General features: G+C 44.6%; 16 protein-coding genes and 2 pseudogenes. 12 read left to right on the top strand and 6 right to left on the bottom strand.

From position 1 onward, the window contains the following. Positions 1–48 precede the first annotated feature (48 nt). The 7 genes and pseudogenes from lpdA to CZ379_RS17880 all read left to right on the top strand — a co-directional run bounded on the left by lpdA (position 49) and on the right by CZ379_RS17880 (position 6342). A complete protein-coding gene (gene lpdA, locus CZ379_RS17910) occupies positions 49–1743 on the top strand; it encodes a dihydrolipoyl dehydrogenase (protein WP_110932871.1) in 1695 nt (564 codons plus the stop codon). Continuing rightward, positions 1736–2662: a lipoate--protein ligase gene (locus CZ379_RS17905; RefSeq protein ID WP_110932870.1), complete on the top strand. Its 927-nt coding sequence runs from the start codon at positions 1736–1738 to the stop codon at positions 2660–2662. The genes lpdA and CZ379_RS17905 overlap by 8 nt, the downstream gene beginning before the upstream one ends. 95 nt (positions 2663–2757) lie before the next feature. Beyond that, positions 2758–3214 (top strand): annotated as a pseudogene (locus CZ379_RS17900) (oxidoreductase). Positions 3215–3277: 63 nt separating this feature from the next. Further along, positions 3278–3580 carry a Dabb family protein gene (locus tag CZ379_RS17895; protein WP_110932869.1) on the top strand — a complete coding sequence of 101 codons (303 nt, stop codon included), beginning with the start codon at positions 3278–3280 and terminating at the stop codon, positions 3578–3580. A gap of 33 nt (positions 3581–3613) precedes the next feature. Further along, positions 3614–4558, top strand: coding sequence for a Gfo/Idh/MocA family protein (locus tag CZ379_RS17890; protein ID WP_110932868.1), 945 nt, complete (start codon positions 3614–3616; stop codon positions 4556–4558). Between the two features lie 149 nt (positions 4559–4707). Continuing rightward, complete coding sequence (gene murB / locus CZ379_RS17885) at positions 4708–5733, top strand: UDP-N-acetylmuramate dehydrogenase (RefSeq protein ID WP_234404947.1); 1026 nt, start codon at positions 4708–4710, stop codon at positions 5731–5733. Positions 5734–5844: 111 nt separating this feature from the next. Further along, positions 5845–6342, top strand: coding sequence for a GNAT family N-acetyltransferase (locus tag CZ379_RS17880; protein WP_110932867.1), 498 nt, complete (start codon positions 5845–5847; stop codon positions 6340–6342). Here the strand turns inward: CZ379_RS17880 and CZ379_RS17875 are convergent. From CZ379_RS17875 to CZ379_RS17855, 5 genes are all read right to left on the bottom strand, one after another. Further along, complete coding sequence (locus CZ379_RS17875) at positions 6339–7730, bottom strand: aldehyde dehydrogenase (protein WP_110932866.1); 1392 nt, start codon at positions 7728–7730, stop codon at positions 6339–6341. The genes CZ379_RS17880 and CZ379_RS17875 overlap by 4 nt on opposite strands. Positions 7731–7939: 209 nt before the next feature. Beyond that, entirely contained in the window at positions 7940–9310 is a 1371-nt protein-coding gene (locus tag CZ379_RS17870; protein WP_199925665.1) for an MATE family efflux transporter, read from the bottom strand. Positions 9311–9683: 373 nt separating this feature from the next. Then, positions 9684–10790 (bottom strand): GerAB/ArcD/ProY family transporter, encoded by a 1107-nt coding sequence (locus CZ379_RS17865; RefSeq protein WP_110932864.1) that lies wholly within the window; start codon positions 10788–10790, stop codon positions 9684–9686. A gap of 17 nt (positions 10791–10807) precedes the next feature. Further along, complete coding sequence (locus tag CZ379_RS17860) at positions 10808–11962, bottom strand: Ger(x)C family spore germination protein (RefSeq protein WP_110932863.1); 1155 nt, start codon at positions 11960–11962, stop codon at positions 10808–10810. Between the two features lie 3 nt (positions 11963–11965). Beyond that, a complete protein-coding gene (locus CZ379_RS17855) occupies positions 11966–13405 on the bottom strand; it encodes a spore germination protein (protein ID WP_110932862.1) in 1440 nt (479 codons plus the stop codon). A 182-nt stretch (positions 13406–13587) separates the two neighbouring features. Between CZ379_RS17855 and CZ379_RS17850 the strand changes: the two genes are divergently transcribed. From CZ379_RS17850 to CZ379_RS26745, 4 genes and pseudogenes are all read left to right on the top strand, one after another. Continuing rightward, positions 13588–14616: an ROK family protein gene (locus CZ379_RS17850; RefSeq protein WP_110932861.1), complete on the top strand. Its 1029-nt coding sequence runs from the start codon at positions 13588–13590 to the stop codon at positions 14614–14616. Positions 14617–14636: 20 nt separating this feature from the next. Beyond that, complete coding sequence (locus CZ379_RS17845; RefSeq protein WP_407668680.1) at positions 14637–15875, top strand: MFS transporter; 1239 nt, start codon at positions 14637–14639, stop codon at positions 15873–15875. 125 nt (positions 15876–16000) lie between these two features. Continuing rightward, complete coding sequence (locus tag CZ379_RS17840) at positions 16001–16918, top strand: hypothetical protein (RefSeq protein ID WP_110932859.1); 918 nt, start codon at positions 16001–16003, stop codon at positions 16916–16918. After that, positions 16897–17598: pseudogene (locus CZ379_RS26745) on the top strand (MFS transporter); the annotation flags it as partial. The gene CZ379_RS17840 and the pseudogene CZ379_RS26745, both read left to right, overlap by 22 nt. Here CZ379_RS26745 and CZ379_RS17825 read toward each other — a convergent pair. After that, the gene (locus tag CZ379_RS17825; protein ID WP_110932856.1) at positions 17588–18262 is read right to left on the bottom strand and encodes an SOS response-associated peptidase; all 675 of its coding nucleotides are present in this window, start codon (positions 18260–18262) and stop codon (positions 17588–17590) included. The pseudogene CZ379_RS26745 and the gene CZ379_RS17825 sit on opposite strands and share 11 nt — an antisense overlap. A gap of 211 nt (positions 18263–18473) precedes the next feature. On the opposite strand from CZ379_RS17825, the gene CZ379_RS17820 reads away from it, so the two are divergent. After that, on the top strand, positions 18474–20852 hold the full coding sequence (locus tag CZ379_RS17820) for a glycoside hydrolase family 16 protein (protein WP_110932855.1): 2379 nt from the start codon (positions 18474–18476) through the stop codon (positions 20850–20852). The last annotated feature ends 111 nt before the right edge of the window (positions 20853–20963 follow it).

Raw genomic sequence — 20963 nt, 5'->3', positions numbered from 1 at the left:
TATTTTTCACATTTTGCATCACATCACGTATAATCGGAGGCAAACATCATGATCATTAAGCTGGAGCAACTAACAGGGCATGACAAGAAGACGAAAATCGGAAAGCTCAATGTTGCCGAAGGAGATCAGATAGAAGTTGGTCAAGCATTACTTCAAATGGAAAGTAAAAAAGGAAACTCTCCGTTGTTATCCAAGTACAAATGTAGAATAGATAAAGTACTGGTTGAGGAGGGGCAGGAAATTGAAATCGGGGAAAGCCTGTTTGAGGTGACATCCGAAGAATCCGTACCTGCCAAGCCAAAGCTTGATTATTTTGGCGGGCTGCTGCAAGGCAAAAAGGAAGAGCTGGCAACTGAATTATTAATTATCGGTGCCGGCCCTGGAGGCTATGTAGCTGCTCTTTATGCAGCAAAAAAGGGAATCCAAACCGTTCTTGTGGAGAAGGATGCCATGGGCGGAACGTGTCTAAATGTTGGCTGTATCCCCACGAAGGCTTTAATCAAATCCTCCGAGGTTTTCCACCAAATGATGCATGCCGATGATTTCGGATTAGCCGTCAAAGAACTGGAATTGGATATGGCGAAAGTGATTGATAAAAAGGATGAAATCAGAGGCACATTGGTATCAGGTATAGAATACCTTCTGAGCAAAAATAACATCAGAGTCATCAAGGGAACGGCTTCTTTTGTTAATGATAGTCAGGTGCTCGTCAAGAACGGAAAAGATGAGTACACCATAGATGCCCAAAACACTTTGATTGCGACAGGCTCAAAAATTTCCGAAACCCATCTTCCAGGCATAGATCATGATTTTGTCATGAACAGTACGTCTGCTCTTGCTCACAGAGAGAATATTAGCTCAGTTACGATTATCGGCGGCGGCGTGATCGGTATGGAGTTTGCTTTCCTATATTCCAATTTCGGAATTCAGGTGGATGTGTTGGAATTCTGCGACAGGCTGCTGACAATAGTAGACAAAGATATTTCCGAAGAGATTTCCAATATTGCTGTTGAACGAGGGATAGGGATTCATACAGGTGCCAAGGTTACAAGAATTGAAAAGGATCAGACTGGAAGAGCGATCGTAATTTATGAAAAGGATGGTGCCGAAAAGTATATAACGAGCGAAAAGGTATTGGTGGCCATTGGCAGAATGCCGAATATCGAGGGGCTGAACATTGAGAATACAGGAATTAAGCTGAATGACAATGGAAAAGGCATCGCGGTAGATGAACATTTGAAGACTTCGGTCGAGCATATTTATGCGATCGGAGACGTAACCAATCGCATCCAACTCGCCCACGTGGCTTCGCATGAAGGAATAGCAGCGGTCGATCATATGTTGGGCATGGACGGATATGTTGATTATGATTTGGTGCCTAATGTCATCTTTACATCGCCCGAAATAGCTGCGGTGGGACTCGGTGAAGACCAGGCTAAGCTGATGGGTAAAAACATTCAGGTGAGCAAATTCCCTTTTCAGGCCAATGGAAAGGCATTAACGATGAGAGAAGCGAGAGGATTTATCAAATTGATTAAAGATCTGGATAGCGGCAAGCTGGTCGGCGCCTCCCTCATCGGACCTGAAGCTTCTGCTCTGATTAGTACATTAACGGTGATGATTAATTCCAGTGTAAGCGAAAGTGAGATTGCGCATACCATTTTTGCTCATCCAACTACGGGAGAAGTTATACATGAAGCTGTACTGGGGTTGAGCATAGGAGCGTTACATTTCGATGAATAGAATTATTGTTTCTACCGAGCACGACCCTTATTATAATTTGGCATTGGAAGAAGATTTGCTCAAGCATGTTCAGCAGAATGAGGTCATTCTGTATATTTGGCAAAATGAAAAAACCGTTGTGATTGGCAGGAATCAAAATCCCTTTCTTGAATGTGATGTCTCGCAATTGAGTTCGAGCGGGGTGCGCTTGGCTAGACGGATTTCTGGCGGGGGTGCAGTCTATCATGACTTAGGCAATTTGAACTTCACCTTTATTTACAAAGAAAGCAATAAAAATGTAGAAAAGCAACTGAATGTGATTAAGAAGGCGGTTGAAGCCTTTGATGTTGCAGTTGAACTGTCTGGCAGAAACGATTTGACGATACAGGGTTTCAAATTTTCCGGACATGCTTTCTATGCGGAGGACGGGAATGAATTTCATCACGGCACTTTAATGGTCGATGTAGATGTGAACCAACTGGTCAAAGTGCTGAAGCCGTCCAAGTTAAAAATGGAAGCTAGAGGAATCACTTCGGTAAAAAGCAGAGTTGTTAATTTAAAAACGCTTAACCCTTCTTTTTCTGTGGCCAAATTGACTGAGTTGCTAATGTTCTACTTTGAAGAAGATTATGGAGAGACTTGCCAGCCGCTAACTTATAGCAGTCAAAATTACAAGCCTATTAATTTGCATAAGTATAAAGATTCTGGATGGATATATGGGGAGTGTCCGAAATACGATGTCATGCTCGAAAGAAAAACGTCTCTAGGCATTATTCAAGCTCTTCTAAGTATTGAGAATGGTCGGATCAAAAAAATCAATATCTATACCGACAGTCTTAGCCTTGTTCCTTGCGAACAAATCGAGAATCAATTTATTGGCTTGGAATTTAATCAGATCAGTGAAGATAAGCTATTGGATATGATCGAAGCAAATGGGTAGTAAACTCAATATGAAAGCATCTGGTGCAGCGCCCGTTTTTCGGGCGCTTTTTTTGGTGTGTGGATAGGCTCATCTAATGAAAAGGAGTGTTTTTCATGAACCATTTATTTAGCTCATATCAAATAAAAGGTTTGGAATTAAAAAATCGTGTCGTTATGCCGCCGATGTGTCAATATTCAGTCGAGAATAAAGATGGGATAGCTACCGACTGGCATTATCTTCATTATGTTAGCCGAGCGATTGGTGGAGCCGGGTTTATTATGATTGAAATGACCGATGTGGAACCCGATGGCCGCATTCGGAAAGCCAGGAACACATGCGGCTTACCAAGTTCCCTTGGCTAGAGAAATTAAGACTTCATTGAATGTTCCAGTTATCGCCGTTGGCAGGCTCGAAGATCCTATTCTGGCCAATGCAGTCATCGGCAATGAAGATGCAGATCTTGTAGCAATCGGAAGAGGGATGCTGAGGAATCCTTACTGGACACTTGAAGCAGCGGCAAGTCTAAAGAAGGAAATGACTGTCCCTAAGCAGTATACATCAGGTTTCTAGTAGTTTATTATTTAATTGACTAAGCGAAACCTCAGAATCGAGGGGGATAAAGGAGGAAATTGAATGAGTTCCATTAAACACATGGTGACATTCTCATTGCATTCTGGCAAAGATAACCCGGAGACAGAAGCTTTTTTACAAATAAGTAGGGAGGAACTGTCTGCAATACCTGGTGTTGAACAATTCGAGGTGTTTCGCCAGGTAAGTGAGAAGAATGAATTTGATTATGGATTCTCCATGGTATTTGCTGATCAGAGCGCTTACGACACTTACAATAACCATCCGGTACATGTCAAATATGTTGAGGAGCGTTGGAATACAAAAGTGAGCCGCTTTCAAGAGATTGATCTGGTTATTTATAAGTAAAAACCAAAGCTGTGTGAGAGGTGAAATTCATCGATGGACAATGTGAGCAGACGAACCCGTGCTGCCATCATAGGGCTCGGCGGTATCGCGCGAAAAGTATACATGCCTCTGTTGTCATCCCATCCCGATGTGGAAATTGCTGGGTTGATGAACCGATCTGCAGGATCGGTGGCGGAAATGCAAAATCTGTACCGAATTGAACGAGGGACAACGGATATGAAAGAATTGCTGTCATGGGAGCTTGATGCGGTTTTTATTCACACAGCAACTGAGGCTCATTTTGATATCGTTATGCAGTGCCTTGAACGAGGGTTGTCTGTCTATGTGGACAAACCATTGTCCTATAACTTGCGGGAGTCCAATGAGATGACTGCCTTTGCCGAAGCTCAAGGACTGTTGCTGGCCGTTGGATTTAATCGTAGATACGCTCCGCTGTATCGGAAAGCCCGGGAGTGGATGGGGGGAGGCCGGGGCTGCGAATCAGTGACAGTGGTCAAGCATCGGACAGGGCTCCATCAGCGCCCTGCGAAGGAGACCGTCTACGATGATTTGATTCACATGCTTGACCTGTTAATATGGATGGCGGATCACGATTTTGAACTACTTCATCATTATATCCGCAAGGACAACGCAGACAGGCTGCTGCATGGAACCGGGGCGGTACGGCTCAGTGATACCGTGTACAGTACGTACGATATGGTGCGGCAAGCAGGAACCGACCTGGAGAAAATCGAGCTGCATGGGGGCGGAAGGTCGGCAACTGTCCTCAATTTGGATGAAGCTACGTATATGGAGCATGGGGCACTTTCACAGAAGGAGACGTTCGGCAGCTGGGACAGTGTCCTGTATCGCCGTGGATTTACAGGTGCAGTTGATGATTTCCTGCATTGTTTGGATCGTCCAGATCATTGCATGATCAATGCAAGTCGAGTGATCGACAGTCATAAGCTGGCTGAACAAGTTGCGACTTCTGATTAGAATTGGACAGAGAAACGACCCTGTGATTTGGAAGAAGTGGTTTGCCTTAAGAGCAGGTGAAGGCGATTTCGGTATTGATTTTTTAGGTGTCAGCTTCATATGATAAAATAATTACTGAATGAATATAAGGGATAGAAAGGTGACCACGATTGATTTCACATAAAGAGGCACGTCAACTCGAACAATTCATCAGGAAGCAAGAGAAATTAGCCAACCACTGCTCATATGCTATAGGAGGAAATGCGGAGTATTTTGCCAGCCCACGTACTGTTGCAGAGTTAGTTGCACTACTGCGATATTGTAATCAACAGCGTTTAGAGTATACGATTTTTGGAATTGGAAGTAATATTTTATTTTCTGACCGTCCAAACGTAAATACGATGTATATCTCATTAAAAGAACTATTGCAATTCGAGGTTAAAGACCACGAGTGGTTTGTGTCGGCTGGGATTCCGATGTCGATGTTAGCTCTTGCAGGAGAGTTAATTCACAGTACAGACTTTCAATTCACGCATTTGTTGCCGGGTAGTTTTGGCGCCGGCATTTACATGAATGCCAAGTATTACCAGGGGCAAATAGGCGATGTTATCTCCAGGGTATATTATTTGGATATGGCTGAACCGAGCTTAGAGATCAAGTGTATACCCGTTGAAGAATGCAAGTATGGTTATAAACAATCTATATTTCAGAATAACCCCTGGATTATTGTCGGTGCGGATATATCTGTAGAAGGCCATCCCTTGCTGAGCAAGCTAGAGATCGAATCGGTTTTGGAAAAATATATGCTCATGGAAGACAATAAATCAAATTTAATGCAATTTCATGCGTTTTTCTCGGGGGAAATGAAGAGACTTACGCAGCCTGAAACGCCAGTATTCATCCAAGAGATCGAAGAGTATCGATCCCAAAACAAGCATTTTGTCAATCATTCATGCGGTTCCTATTTTAAAAATAATTATGATATCGGGAAGTCCATTGGCGCGTTAGTCGATCAACTGCAATTGAAAGGGACAGCGTGCGGGGGTGCTATGATTTCTTCTCACCATGGCAATATGTTGATCAATGTAAATAATGCCACGGCGGAAAATATTCTTCAACTGCAAGCGATCGTGTCTGAAGCGATATCCAAGAAATACGGGTTCATTCCAGAACCTGAGGTCCAGATCATTAAATAATGGAAATGACATTTTTTTATTTGACACCGTAAGCTTCACGATACTGTTTTGGCGTAAGCTTAGTAACCTCTCGGATCGTTAGTATAAAATGAAGTTGGGAGGAAATTTTATATGCAGCTGTCTCTAATGAAAATCGATACCGAGAAAGAGATTGCCTCATTGGCACATTTGGCTTCAGAGATTTGGCACGAATATTTTATCACTATCATTTCCAATGAACAAATCGATTATATGATCGAGAAGTTTCAATCAGTTCCGGCGTTGACGGATCAAATGACGAATCAGGATTATGAATATTATTTTATGACCATCCAGGATAATCCTGTTGGTTATTTGGGTGTGAAACCAGAAGAAGGCAAGCTGTTTCTAAGCAAATTTTATATTCAACAAGAACACCGTGGTAAGGGCTATGCCAGTCAGGCGATGGAACTTCTGGTCGATATTTGCCGCAACCGTAATTTAGCTGCCATCTGGCTAACGGTAAACCGGCATAACACTTCCACAATCGCGGTGTATGAGAAAAAAGGGTTTAAGACCGTCCGAACCCAAGCAGCAGACATCGGAAATGGTTTTGTTATGGATGATTACGTCATGGAGAAAGAAATTTAACGCAATAATTTTCGGATCCATTTCACGTTGTCGCCGTAAGGCGGAAACAAGATGTTCATGTCGAACTTTGTACTCTTTTTCATAATGCTTTTGGTGTGGGAGAACAGGTCAAAGCTGTACTTTCCATGGTAAGCGCCAATGCCTGCCTCCCCAACTCCTCCAAACGGCAGATGAGGATTGGCCACATGTGTAATGGTGTCATTGATGCAGCCGCCTCCGAAGGAGAGGCGGGTAAGAACTTCATTTTCGACACGTCTATCATTTGTAAATAAATATAGGCCTAGCGGTTTGGGGCGGGAAATAATCATCTGAATCGCATCCTCTAGTTGTTGGAACCCCATAATAGGTAAGATCGGGCCAAAGATTTCATCTTGCATCGCCGCATCCGACCAGGAAGACGTATTAAGAAGAGTGGGCTCGATATATCGATCTTCCCTGCATGCATTGCCGCCGATAAGCACATTAGCTCGATCTTTATCTAGAATCGCAGCCAACCGATCGAATTGCCGCTCATTCACGATGCGGCCGTAATCGCTGCTCTGTCTTGCATCCGATCCGTAAAAGGATGTGATAGCTGTTTTCATCTTTGCGATTAATTCATCTTTAATCTCCGAGTGAGCGAGTACATAATCGGGAGCTATGCAGGTTTGGCCCGTGTTAATCATCTTTCCCCATATAATTCGTTTGGCAGCTGCATCGATATCCGCGGTTCGGTCTACAATGACTGGGCTTTTGCCTCCAAGCTCAAGCGTGACGGGGATAAGGTTTTGGGCAGCTGCCTCCATGACGATTCTACCCACAGGCACGCTTCCGGTAAAAAAGATATAGTCGAATGGAGCGTGTATTAAAGACGAGGTCGTTTCTCGTTCACCTTCAATCACGCGAATATATTCCTCATTGAACGCTTCCTGAATGAGCAGCTTCACGGCGGCTGCCACGGTAGGGGTATTCTCGGAGGGCTTTAAGACGGCGCAATTTCCTGCTGCAATCGCCCCTATGAGCGGCTCAATCAACAATTGGAACGGATAATTGAACGGACCGATAATCAAGACGGTTCCGTAGGGTTCCTTATACATATAGCTTTTGGAACCGACATGATAGAAGGGGGTTCTTACTTTTTTCGGCTTTGCCCATTGCCGCAAGTGTTTCATAGTATGACGGATACTGCTCTGCACATATCCAATTTCCGTTGTATAAGCTTCAAACTCATTTTTGCGCAGATCTTTATATAAGGCAGACAGCAAATTTTGCTCATGGCGTCGGATCGCATCTGACAATTTCTTCAACTGTTCCAGACGGAATTGAACACTTCGCGTCTGACCAGTGCGGAAATAATGGCGATGATCTTGCAAGATTTGATCGGCCTGATTCGATGTTAAATAACCCATATGCATCCTCCCTCGTTAATAAACAATCCCGTTCTAATGTGACCCATAATATTTGCATATTATCTAATCATCCGCGGATAAGCAAGTATAATAAGACTTGCTCTGACAATCCATCACAGTACTGGAGAGCGATGGAGTTCCGGATAGCGGACGACTCGTTTCAAAAAGGAACAATGCAGGCTGCCGCACTTGCCTCTGGCATTAGCCGTTCAGGTGCTACAATTATTTTCTCCTAGAAGCCGTTTGATAGTTAATCCAAATAAACCGCAGCAAGTTAAAGCCGCTAAGACATCTGCAATCGGTTCAGCCATAATAACGGCATCCGTTTTGGGGTAAATGTAAGCTGGAAGTACGTATACCAACGGAATAAGTAAAATTATTTTACGCAAGATGGCGATAAAAATAGAAACCTTGGCTTGTCCCAAGGCAAGAAAAATTTGCTGAAATGCTAATTGAAGGCCGTAAATGCATGTGCCGAGAAAAAATATTTTCATAAGCTTAGCTGTTAGTGTGATCAACTCGGGATTATTCGTAAAGACCATAGCGGGAAGCTGAGGTAGAAAGATAGCGATACTCCACATAGCTAACCCAAAAGCAGCGCAAAAAATGCTGCAAAACAATATAGTAGATTTAACCCGCTTATAATTGCCGGAACCGAAATTATATCCGATAATCGGCTGTGCCCCTTGTGCAAAACTTTGCAAGAGCAGGGTGAAGATTTGCATGAGACTGCTCATGATTCCCATAGCGGCAACGTACAGGTCTCCGCCATATCTCGCAAGGGAAGTGTTGAATACAATTTGAATAAGACTCTCCGTCGATTGCATTATAAACGGGGAAAGTCCCAAAGTAAGTACACTTACAGCAATTTTGGGGTTGATGCGCATGTAGTTGATTCGCAGACGCAGATGGGCTCGTTTCGAAGTGAGAAACCATAAGACCCATACCGCTGAGATGGTCTGTGATATCACTGTAGCAAGTGCCGCGCCCTTGACGCCCATATCCATCCCGAAAATTAAAATAGGATCAAGGATCGTATTTACGGCTGCCCCTACACATATCGTCATCATTGCCGTTTTTGCAAATCCCTGGGCGGCAATAAATTGATTTAAGCCAACCGTTAGAAGCACCATGACCGTTCCTATTAAATATATTCCCATATAATCGTCAGCAAACGGCAAAGTTTCCGGACTAGCTCCGAATAGAGTCAATAACGGTGTTTTGAATATGAGAATAGATAGGGTCAGCACAACTGAAACGATCAGAAGCATAACAAAACAATTGCCCATCATTTCTTCCGCTTTTTTTGGATTCCCTTCTCCCATGTGAATAGAGGCGAGAGGCGCTCCGCCAAATCCAATAAGCGCAGCAAAGGCTGAAATCACCATAATCAGCGGGAATCCAACGCCGATGCCAGACAAGGCGAGAGTTCCTGTCTCCGGCATCCTTCCAATAAACATTCGATCAACTATATTGTATAGTGCATTGATGACCTGCGCGGCGACGGCTGGCGCAGCAAGCGAGAGAATTAGTTTTGGAATTCCCTCATTAGCAAATCGGTAATTCATGTTGTTATTCATCACGATCTTCCTTGTCATTTTAATTGAATCCAGGTTATAAAAGGATGGTTAAATCTACATTCTTTCGTGCTACAAGGCTAAAGTGATGATAACATATGGGAGATGGGTTTGAAATACGTGTTTTAAAGCGGTTTAAAGCTTTCATTAACGTAGAAATTGCCATCATCAATGCAGGGATACATTGATTGTTTATCGTGGATATTAGGGTGGTTTATGGCGTTTTGAGAGACTTTTGTATTTTTGAAAAACAAGGGATGTCATTATACATAAATAAACGAGAACGTCTTTGAACACAAAATATAAACAGCAATGCGATATTTCATTGAATAGCGATGTTCAGTTCCGCAAGGTAGAGCTTTATGGGGCAGTCCTCCTATTGACTCGTTTCCTTTCTATGAAGGGGCCTTTTCCGGAACCTAATCATGGCTACAATCGCATAATACAAAGGTATACACTCAATCAACATCCAGATCAGCACCACAGCAAAAGAAAAGTAATGCTTCTGATAAGCTGATAAATGATAGGCGTAATAAAGCGCGATCGCAACTGCTATTACAACTAAAGTCGGGATTATCACAGCTTCGCTCTTACCCTTCGTTAAATAGGTCAGGCATTTTGTTGCCACATAAATCAGGAAAGCGCAATGAATGAACATAGAGGCTGTCCAAACCCCGATAATAAAAGGGGCTGAATTTTCCAACAGTCCCTCGTTGATCATACTTCGAATGATTTCGAGGAAAGGATATTGAATCTGTTTAGCATAATGAGGACTAAAGTTTAGCAAAGTGAAGATCCAGCCCACCATAACGATGAGGCAATTCCCTACTGATGCAACCGCCAGCTTCTGGAAGGTTCCCTTTCCACATTGAAATTCGGGGAAAAGAAAGAGGAAAACAACCCACTCCGTAACTACAGAGAATGTCGCCAAAGTGTTTTTGAAAAAGGTAGAGAAATCAAAGTAGTGCACTAAAGCAGGCAGCATCTGAAAGTTGGCTTTTTGCGCAAAAAAGAAAAACATAAACAAGGTCGAGCAAAAGATGATTAGAAAAAGCCCATCAGACATATACACAATAGTCTTTACTCCTCGACTGACGACATAGATGACCACTAGAGCAATAATTATCTGAATAAACCAGGGCGGTGTGCCCTTTAAATAATTCGTACCGAAAAACAAAACAAAGTTTTGAATATCGTAGGAAGCATAATACACGCACCACACCAGCAGTAAAAAAATCATGAGGCTATGGAGTCCTTTGCCCATGATTTGTTTGCCGAATTCTACCCAAGAAGCGGAAGGCTGCAATTTCCCAACATATACGACTGCACTTAAAACGATCAGGCTCAGGAGAGATCCGAACACGATACCAGCAATCCCTTGATAATTAGAGGATGCTAGCAGAGAAGGAATTAGAAAAATGGAGGCTTGTGAGTTGAAGTAGACAAATGCAAATCTAGCCAACCGCCAGTTGTTTGAAGTCATTTTTTCTCTCCTTTAGATCAATATTCTTTGCCAAAATCATCGAAGGTAAAGTTCGTGACCACATTAATTTTGGCATGATGGCTGTAGTAGTCCGGCCATTTATCCTTTACCTTGTTCCAAAAAAGAGGGTAGTTCCACTCCAATAGAAATCCAAGCTGAAGAACGTCAGCACCAGCCTTTTGAGTTGCCTTTATACTATTGTTAAAGTCAGCTGAGATTTTTTGATTTAACCGATCCATAATGATTCCGCTGATGTCCTTGATTGGACGGTTTAAGGGATCATTCTTAGCTATGATGCTGGCTCTTCCCTTTAGGTGAACCGTGAAGATCGGCTCCTCATTGGTCATCTTGACGGAGGTTCGTCCGTTCGTGTAAGTGAATTTCACATCGGCATTGCCTCGAGTCCCGTCCCATTGAACAGAGTAAATAGGAAACCTAAGATTTCCTTTAGCCCAAGCTATAATTTTGGCTTCTTCATAGGGCAGTGCTCCTTTTAGCTTGTCCCCCTGAAACAAAGCAGCGCCCTGTATCCCTGCCCAGACTTCTTTTTTGTCAGTGTCCGCAGCCGAAATGATCGTACCGTTTTTCAATTGGGTAACAGCAAACCCTAACCCTGCCGTTTCCGAAACGATACAGTCTCGAATGGTTGTGTTCAGCATGTAACTTTGAGAAGCGAAGCTTAGAAGGACAGTAGTAGGCAACTGTTCAAATACCGGCGTTAGATGTGCCGTCTCTTGTAAATCTCCGGATGTCACTAATATATAGGCTCCTATTGGGACATCAGGCTCTCTTTTGATCCATTCCAGGAGATCGGAGATTCCTTGTTTACCGTATTCTTGGCTGATCATAATAATTTTTATCTCTGACAGACTGAGCTGGCGGGAGAGATCCTTATGAATCGTCTCAAGGGCCTTGCCGATGCTTGTTGATTGCTGGGTGAGCAGGGAATAGGGCTTTTCGCTGCTGCTTCCGCCCCCGCTTTCCTGACCGGATTGAAGCCGATTCGAGAGAGGGGTGCTGATAGTCACGGCCACGGTTCCAGGGGTTTTACCTACGTCCACATATAATCCGTTAACAAAAACACGTTCATCCAGCTCCACTTTGGACCAGCATCCGGTCATCATGGATAGAACTAACAGTGAGAAAACGATGTTCAAAAGCGATCCTCTCATATGTTAATTGTCTCTCCTTCGGTTCCTGATTCTTGAAAAGGCGTTGCTGCGCTTCTTCATTTGAGGCGAGGAGACACGCAGGAATGTATCCTTCCAATCGGATAAGACCAAAGGAGCGATCGGTTGCATGTATGGCGCATCAAAAGGTTTCAAGCTTACTAAATGCGCGTAGATGACAAATGATCCAGCGAATATGCCGATCAGTCCCATCGATCCGCCTAAAATAAGAAAAGGGAAACGAAGCAGCCTTAAAATCAGCCCTAGTTCTAAATGAGGGATGATATATGATGCAACTCCTGTAATGGAGACAACAATGACCATAGGAGCGGATACGATCCCAGCTTGAACAGCGGCTTGTCCAATGACAATCCCGCCGATGATAGAAACCGTTTGTCCAACAGGTTTGGGGATTCGTGTGCCTGCCTCCCGGAGTGCTTCAAAGGTGAGCTCCATGATTAAAGCTTCGGATAATGCCGAGAAAGGGATGTTCTCGCGAGCTGCGGAGATCGTAATTAACAGATTGGCGGGAAGAACTTGGGGATGGAAAGTCGTAATTGCAACATACAGCGCGGGCAGAAGCAGAGATAAAATAGAAAACGTAAATCGAACGATCCTAATCCAACTGGCGGCATAGAAATTCTGGTAATAATCCTCGGAGGATTGTAACAATGAAAAGAAGGTTACAGGAGCGATTGCGGCGTCAGGGACTCCGTCCATTAATATGCCTATCCGGCCTTCCAGAATGGAAGCAGCAACCGCATCTGGACGTTCCGTGTACTGAAAAATTGGAAAAAGAGAAGGCTGATCCTTGAATTGCTCAACTAAATAACTGATTCCAAAGACTCCGTCTATAGATATGCTTGTCAGCTTTTTATCAATTTTGTTCAAAATCTCCTTCTTGGGGAGTCCATCAATATAAACGACATAGACTAAAGTGTTAGAATAGTCTCCAATCGTATATTCTTTTAATTTCAATTTAGGGTGCCTAAGCTTATGGCGAAGCAATGAAAGGTTGCTCTGGATATCTTCAATGAAAGCCTCTTGCGGACCGGTGACAACTAATTCATTTTGCGATTCGGTGATCGATCTTTTCTGATATTGTACGATGTCAAAATAATAAAAAGTTGCGAGTTCTTGTACATAGAGTACAGCTTTTCCTTGCACAATCAATTCAGATGCCTGCTTAATATTTGAGACGGCTTGATAAGCAATAGGAAATGCTTGCCCGTGCTCTAGCCTAGTACGAAAATCATCCCATTGACTGTCGGACTGACTTTCGATATGTAATAAATGCGCAATGTTTTTTTGGAGAGTACTGTTATCGATAATGGTAGGAATGTAGATCAACGTGCATGTCCTGCCATGTATGAGGAATGATTTAAATACGATATCTGGATTATCGGAGAGCAGTTCTTCGAGAAGTCTTAAGCTGTATGCACTCATTGGAATCCTCGCCTTTCCTAAACTAATCTTTTGTAATATTCCAAAAAAACAACAAAAATATGCTTAGGTCTTAATCATCGCTGGTATGCTCCTTATTTTGCAATTGACTGAACAATAGGGCAAAGGTATAATCCGATTATTAAAAGACTTTTAAAAAGTATTATGAAATGGGGTTATGAACAGTGAAGCCTGTCTCGTATAATACGAGTCAAGTTAAAAAAATGAATGTTGAGTTAGTCAAAAATGCGTTGAAAGCGCAGGGGACGGTCACCAAAGCGTCCATTGCAAGCTTAATCGGCTTAAGCGTGGCTACATGCGGAACCATATTAAACGATCTTGTGGCAATCGGCGAAGTGATCGAGGTAAAGCCGGATGAACCAAGCGGCGGGCGGCCGGCCATGCAGTATGAGTATAATGCTGACTTTGGCTGCGTCGTTTGTTTGCTGATCAAGACGGAAGATGGCATCCACTGGGTCAGCTACAGTATCGTTAATCTTATCGGCGAGACCGTCGAAGAAGCTTCGTTGGAATTGATGCATATCGGTGTTGATGAGGTCGATAGCTTGGTCGGCGAATTGCTCAGCAAGCATAGCAATGCACAGGCTATCGGTATTGGAGTACCCGGGGTCGCCCATTGCGGGGTAATCGGTGTTTGTGATGTCCCTGACCTTGCAGGCCAATCACTGGGGCCGTATCTCGAAGAAAAATATACGATTCCAGTCATAATTGAAAACGATATGAATATGACGGTTTATGGGTTTTACCATCTGCAGAACTTTGAAGAGGAAAAAACCTTTGCCGTAGTCACGTTTCCAAAAAAACATTTTCCCGGTGCCGGCTTTATCGTAAACGGGCAAATTCTATCCGGTAACACAAAGTTCGGTGGCGAGGTTTCTTTTTTGCCTTTTGGAATCTCCCGTGAGGAGCAGCTGCTGCAATTACACACCGATGAAGGCTTTGTCCGGCTGGCAATCCAAACGCTAACCTCGATCATTGCATTGATTAACCCGGTATCCATTGCGATAACAGGGGATTTGCCCCGTGAAGCGCAGCTGGAAGAAATCTATGAGGGGTGCGTGAAACACATTCCGGAGGAGCATATGCCAAAGCTTTTTGTCAAAAACGACACACACCAGGAATATATGAAAGGTATGGTGACAGAGACACTGGAGAGCCTAGCCTATCGCCTGCGAATCATTGAAAAAAGATAATGGATAAGGAGCAGCTTAGAGTGGGAAAACGATCAGGAAATTTCAATAAAATATTCGCAATGCAGCTTGCTACAATATTTATAGGCTTCATCATTTTCGGTATTTCGGAAAATATAAAGGGACCTGCAATTCCACGCATTCAATTGGATTTTATGCTAAGTGAATCACAGTTGGGCACTTTATTGTCCCTTAATGCGCTGGGCTATTTAATTGCTTGCTCTTTTACGGCTTATCTCACTAAGATATGGGGAATAAAACGAGTAACGATTATAGCTTTTGCGGCGATGGCCATCTCGGGTATCCTCATATTCTTCTCACAGCACTATTCCTTGTTTTCGGCGTCCTATTTCTTAATGTATATTGGGAACGGGATGCTCGAGATTGGGCTGGCTATTCTGGGTGCCCGCATCTTTGTGAAAAACACGGGAACGATGATGAATTTAAGCCACGGTTTCTATGGCCTTAGCTCGACGGTTGCACCGCTCATTGCGACAGGGCTAATGGAGGTTACGATCAATGGTTATACGCTGGACTGGCGTGGCATGTATCTAGTCATGCTGCTCTTGTCCGTGATACCGATTGTTTTTGCATTGTTCAGTACTTTCCCTGGGGACGACATCGAGCAAGAAGATCGTTTACCTCTAAAAACATTGCTTAAAGATCCCGTTATATGGCTGATGGTGCTTGTACTAACCTTTGGCGTCGTATCCGAATTGGCCGTTGGAGGATGGCTCGTTAATTTTCTCGAAAAAGCTTACGGCTGGAGCACGGTTTCAGCTTCAAGCATGTTGTCAGCATTTTTCTTGTGCTTTGCGCTTGCCCGGCTTTTGCTTGGGCCGTTAACCGACAAAATTGGCTTTACTTTATCATTGATTGTATTCTCGGGGATATCGGCGGCTTGTACTTTTGCAGCAATCTTTGGCGGAGAAAACTTAGCATTTCTATTCGCTGCCGCCGGTGTAGGCATTGCAATGATCTACCCAACGGTCATGGCTTTTATTGCCAGAAGATACCCGAAAGGCAGCGATACTGCAATTACGTTTACCGTTACATTGATGGGAGTAGGCAGCGTCATCGGCAACTACTTGATCGGGGGAGTTATCGAAATCACTAAGGGCATTTTCGGAGCGGATTCGCCAATTGGTCTGTTCCGGGGGCTTCAGGCCGGCTATGGCGTTATAGGCTTATGCGCAGCGTTAAGTTCGGTTGCCGGAATCATACTATATACTTATCTATACAAACGGAAAGAAATCATATAATCAGATAAACGACAGTCGGATATCCGGCTGTCTTTTACTCATTTGGGGAAAGATCTTCCAGTCCATTTTCTTAGAAAATCTTGATAAGGTATAGGGTAGCAATTGATAAGAGGTGATGCGTAGTCATGATGAAAAGACACTGTTTGTTTTGCGATGAGATTGTCCCCATTACACCGGAAGGCGATTACGATAGATATATCGGCTGCGCCTGTTCTCCCGCCGGCTTCTACAGCTTGCTAAGAGACAGCTATGAACCTATTCATTCATTGCCACACCAAAAGAAACGCGACATGCTTCACTTAGTATCGGCTTATATCCGGGAGCTAACAGATTGTAATGAAAGTGTTACTCTGACCGCCAAGGAGTTGGAAACCATAGTAAACTCCCCGAGAATTCCTGTGTCCATTGAGGATAAAGGAAACCGTCTACTGCAATATTTGTACAGACATTCCAAGAGCCCGGGGGAATCGGTGGTCATTCATCCACTCTCCAGCAGCTACAATCTGACGTATTCTCCGAATCTGCAAGAGCTGGTATATATCATGGACAAACTGAGAAGCGAGGCACTGCTCAACCGGGAAGGAACGGCCTTTCAGTTGACGGAGAAAGGATGGAGGGAAGCAGAAGCAAGCGCTGGCGGAAAAAAAATATTGCCGTGCTCCGTCCTTATTTCGGATGAGGAGGACATGAGGATGAACTGGCTGCAAATACTGATGCCTAAAATGGAGCAGTACGGTTATCTGCCGCGCCTGCTTACACCTAAGGAAACAGAGAACTCTGAACCATATTCCTTAGAACTTATAGGGGAGAGTAAATTGGTTATCGCGGATTTAACAGGTCAATCCCCTGAGGTGTATTTTGCGGCAGGATATGCGCTTGGTTTGAACATCCCGGTGATATGGATCATAAAGGGCAGCGAGTCCAATAGACTTCCTGTAAAATCAAAAGAGCTCCGTCCCATCGTTTGGGATACAATCGAAGATCTGGCAGTAATGCTGGAGCAGAGATTAAGTAACCATGAGGTTATGCTGCGGTTGCCATAATTCAATTTGCACTCGTTTATATTTTTCTTGCTGCGCTCCCTTTATGGAAACGCGTCGCTGCAGCTCGAAAACTTGAGCAGCCGCAAAACGATGAGCATATACAAAACGACAAACAGCAATCGAAGATGATGGCCAAAGTTAATGTCTTTCGTATTAGAGGCGTCAAACCCTTATTGCCTTTTTATTCTATTACGGCGTGGAGGCTACCGTAGGATTGTGGGGAGCCAGTTATCTGGTCGGGGCAAGAAATATTACTGCAGAGACGGCTGTATGGTGGATCTCACTATACTATGGCGGGATAACGGTCGGAAGGCTGGTTACCGGCTTCATTACGCTGAAAGTCTCTAATCGTTTGCTGATCCGCTACGGTCAGGTGCTAAGTGTTGCGGGTGCATGAAACGCCGTCTCGGTTTGGGAGAGAGAATTCAGCAAGACTTATGGGTTATCAGATGGCTGTCGCCTATACAGGAACCACATTGCTTCCTCCCGCATTTGGACTCCTTGCCACACAAACGAGCATAACTTCATTTCCGCTGGTGGTGATAGCTTTGCTTGCCTTCATGTTAGTTAGTGCGGAGAAAGTTAACCTAATATCGAGCAAGCAAACTGATGGATCTGCAGGGATCAAAATTATTTTAAAGAACTTCACTTTATCCGGGCGCTGGGGATTCAGCGCTTAACCCACGCCCGGTTCAAATCCATTTCCCGGATGCATTCATCCGTGTCATGTCTGTTGTTGTCGATCAACGGCGTCACGGCATACACATGCATTTCTTCTGCCGAATGGGGCCGTAGAATCGGATCGAGCGCATCGAGGTTATTTGTCCGCTCATCGAGCCATCGGGCCATATTATCCGGAGAAAGAATCGCCGGCATCCGGCTCTCGAATTCACCAATCAGCGGGTTGGCATCCGTCATGACCAAGGTGCAGGTGCGGAGCGGTTCTCCACGTGAGTCGCGCCATATTTCGTATAGCCCGGCGACTCCAAACATACTCCGATTTTTCATGACCACCCGCACCGCATATGATCTTTTTCCTTGCTGTTTCCAATAATACAATCCATTGCACGGAATGACGCAGCGCTGCCTGTCCACCATTTTGCGATAGGTCGGATTCTGATGCACATTTCTAAGATCTGCATTGATCGCATCTTTTCCCCAGTAAGGAATGAACCCCCAACGAAACTCATCCAGAATTCGCTCCCCGTTTTGTTGCAGGACGACCGGCATATTCTGCGTCGGGCTGATATTATAGCGGTTTTTATAGTAGTACATCACCCGTTCAATCTGAAAATGCTCTTGAACATCCGGCAGCTCGGCCGCCATGGAAAGACGTTGACACATAATATATCAGCCTCCTCATAACTGTAGTGTTTGTTAAAGAAGGAAATTTATTCATTGCAAGCGAGGATGCCGAAATATTGGGACACAATCCTAAAAACGGTACCTATTCATCGGAATGGGAATTCGATAGAATAAAGACACTCTCGCTGCAAGCGCTTTCTTAAAGGCGTTAAGGCTGGGTACATCTACTTTTGATAAGGGAGTGTATTTTATGAAGGGAAATCACACAACGGAAAGGCGGTATTTGCAGAAGGGATTGAGTTTGCTCTTAGTGATTGTATTGCTGGCTAGTGCTGGCCTATGGTCCACCTCAAAGGTCCAGGCTGCAGAAACCGCAGTTATCTCTATGGATTATTTCTCAGCAGCAGACGGGCCTGTCATTTCCAAGTCAGGCGTAGGACAAGCCAGCTACGGTTTTGTCATGCCCATATTCAACGGAGGCTCCGCAACTTGGAGTGATGTTGCTCATGACGTAGGCGTTAATGTGAAAGTGAGCGGCAACTGGGTCGATATTGACAGTGTCAGCAGCTTTATCTATAACCAGAACTGGGGACACTGGAGCGACGGAGGCTTTACCGGTTATTGGTTCACTCTCTCAGCAACGACCGAGATTCAACTGTACTCCAAGACGAATGGGGTTGCTTTGGAATACACGCTTGAGTTTCAGAACATCAACAAAACTACGATTACGGCCATGACACCTACTCAAGGGCCGGAGATTGCCGCTAGCTTTACGGGTGGAGCGGGCTTCACTTATCCAACCTTCAACAACGACCCTGCCGTCATTTATGATGCTGTCGCTGAAGATCTGAAGGTGTATGTGAAGCCTGTAAACAGCAGCGCATGGATCGATATCGACAATAATGCGGCGAGCGGCTGGATTTATGATCGAAACTTCGGTCAATTTACTGAAGGCGGGGGCGGCTACTGGTTTAACGTAACGGAGTCGATCAACGTCAAATTGGAATCGAAGAGTTCTTTGGTTCATGTCGTATATACGATCATCTTTAATGAAGCCGAAAGAAATTCATATGTCATTACTCCTTATGAAGGAACGACCTTTACGGCGGATGAAAGCGGTACGATCGGCATCCCGCTGCCTAAAATTGACGGAGGCGCGGCGATCGGCACGGAGCTTGACAATTTCGTATACGAGATTAACATCAATGGGCAATGGGTTAATTTGGGGGATTCGGGTCAGAGCGGGTTTTCATACTCCGCGAACGGCTACAACAATATGTCCGATAAGAATCAATGGGGGTACTGGGCTGATTACATTTATGGCTTGTGGTTCCAACCGATCCAGGAAGATATGCAGATTCGTATCGGCTATCCATTAAACGGGCAAAAGGGCGGCAGCATCGGAAACAATTATGTTAACTACACATTGATCGGCAATCCGAATGCCCCTCGACCGGATGTAAGCGATCATGAGGATATTGCTATTGGAACGCCAAACGACCCAGTGATCGCGGGCATGGATCTCATTTGGCAGGATGAATTTAATGGCACCGGTCTGGATATGAGCAAATGGAACTACGAACAAGGCTATTATCTTAATGATGATCCTGGTACATGGGGCTGGGGCAATTCGGAGCTGCAGCACTATACCGACAGTCCGCAAAACGTATTCGTACAGGACGGGCAACTGAATCTCCGGGCTCTGCATGATTCCAAGTCTTTCCCGCAGGATCCAAACCGGTTTGCGCAATACTCATCTGGTAAAGTTAACACGAAGGATCATTTTAACCTTAAATATGGCCGAGTCGACTTCCGCGCAAAGCTGCCGACAGGCCATGGCGTGTGGCCGGCATTGTGGATGCTTCCACAAGACAGCCCTTACGGGACATGGGCAGCATCCGGCGAAATCGATGTAATGGAAGCGAGAGGGCGTTTGCCTGGCATGTCGACCGGTGCCGTACACTTTGGCGGAACATGGCCGGCGAACCAGCATATTTCTGGCGAATATCAGTTCCCTGAAGGCCAAACCATCGACAATGATTTTCATGTATATTCCGTCGTTTGGGAAGAGGACAACATCAAATGGTATGTGGATGGCAAATTTTTCTTTAAAGTGACCAATGAGCAATGGTATTCGCTAGCTGCACCAAACAATCCAAACGCGCCTTTCGACCAGCCTTTCTATCTTATTATGAATCTGGCGATCGGCGGAATGTTTGACGGCGGCATCACCCCGAATCCATCCGATATTCCTGCCACGATGCAGGTCGATTATGTGCGGGTCTATAAAGAAAATGGCGGAGGCAGCCCTGGAAATGGAAATGTGCCGGGGCCATCTACCACGATCATTATCGGCGATGAGGTGCGGGGCCTAAAGAAAACAGGCGATGACTTGCTGTTCTACGTTAATGGCGCAACCTTTGCCGATCTGCATTACAAGATCAATCATGGTGCGCAAATGAACGTAGCCATGACCTCAAACGGAAACGGCGATTACACTTATCCTCTGAATAACCTGCAACAAGGGGATACCGTGGAGTACTTCTTTACTTATAACCCGGGGCAAGGGGCTTTGGATACTCCTTGGCTCACCTATATCCATGGCGTGACCGAAGGAACACCGGAGTAATCCGTGTAATCTCGGACTGAATCAGGACAGGCGACGGCGAAGTTTTACTACTTCCCGCTCGCCTGTCCTATTGTTTTGTCTTTTGAGGAAGACCTCGTAGATCATATCGTC

The organism is Paenibacillus bouchesdurhonensis (assembly GCF_900155685.1).
Classification (GTDB): domain Bacteria; phylum Bacillota; class Bacilli; order Paenibacillales; family Paenibacillaceae; genus Fontibacillus; species Fontibacillus bouchesdurhonensis.
Note: the sequence above shows the minus strand (reverse complement) of the source record. Positions and strands in the feature narration are given on the sequence as shown.

Coding starts and splice junctions, on each gene's coding strand:
- CZ379_RS17875 (WP_110932866.1), bottom strand. CDS start 7,730: ATGGGTTATTTAACATCGAATCAGGCCGATCAAATCTTGCAAGATCAT.
- CZ379_RS17820 (WP_110932855.1), top strand. CDS start 18,474: ATGAAGGGAAATCACACAACGGAAAGGCGGTATTTGCAGAAGGGATTG.
- CZ379_RS17890 (WP_110932868.1), top strand. CDS start 3,614: ATGGACAATGTGAGCAGACGAACCCGTGCTGCCATCATAGGGCTCGGC.
- CZ379_RS17860 (WP_110932863.1), bottom strand. CDS start 11,962: ATGAGAGGATCGCTTTTGAACATCGTTTTCTCACTGTTAGTTCTATCC.
- CZ379_RS17880 (WP_110932867.1), top strand. CDS start 5,845: ATGCAGCTGTCTCTAATGAAAATCGATACCGAGAAAGAGATTGCCTCA.
- CZ379_RS17855 (WP_110932862.1), bottom strand. CDS start 13,405: ATGAGTGCATACAGCTTAAGACTTCTCGAAGAACTGCTCTCCGATAAT.
- CZ379_RS17865 (WP_110932864.1), bottom strand. CDS start 10,790: ATGACTTCAAACAACTGGCGGTTGGCTAGATTTGCATTTGTCTACTTC.
- CZ379_RS17895 (WP_110932869.1), top strand. CDS start 3,278: ATGAGTTCCATTAAACACATGGTGACATTCTCATTGCATTCTGGCAAA.
- CZ379_RS17870 (WP_199925665.1), bottom strand. CDS start 9,310: ATGAATAACAACATGAATTACCGATTTGCTAATGAGGGAATTCCAAAA.
- CZ379_RS17905 (WP_110932870.1), top strand. CDS start 1,736: ATGAATAGAATTATTGTTTCTACCGAGCACGACCCTTATTATAATTTG.
- lpdA (WP_110932871.1), top strand. CDS start 49: ATGATCATTAAGCTGGAGCAACTAACAGGGCATGACAAGAAGACGAAA.
- CZ379_RS17840 (WP_110932859.1), top strand. CDS start 16,001: ATGATGAAAAGACACTGTTTGTTTTGCGATGAGATTGTCCCCATTACA.
- CZ379_RS17825 (WP_110932856.1), bottom strand. CDS start 18,262: ATGTGTCAACGTCTTTCCATGGCGGCCGAGCTGCCGGATGTTCAAGAG.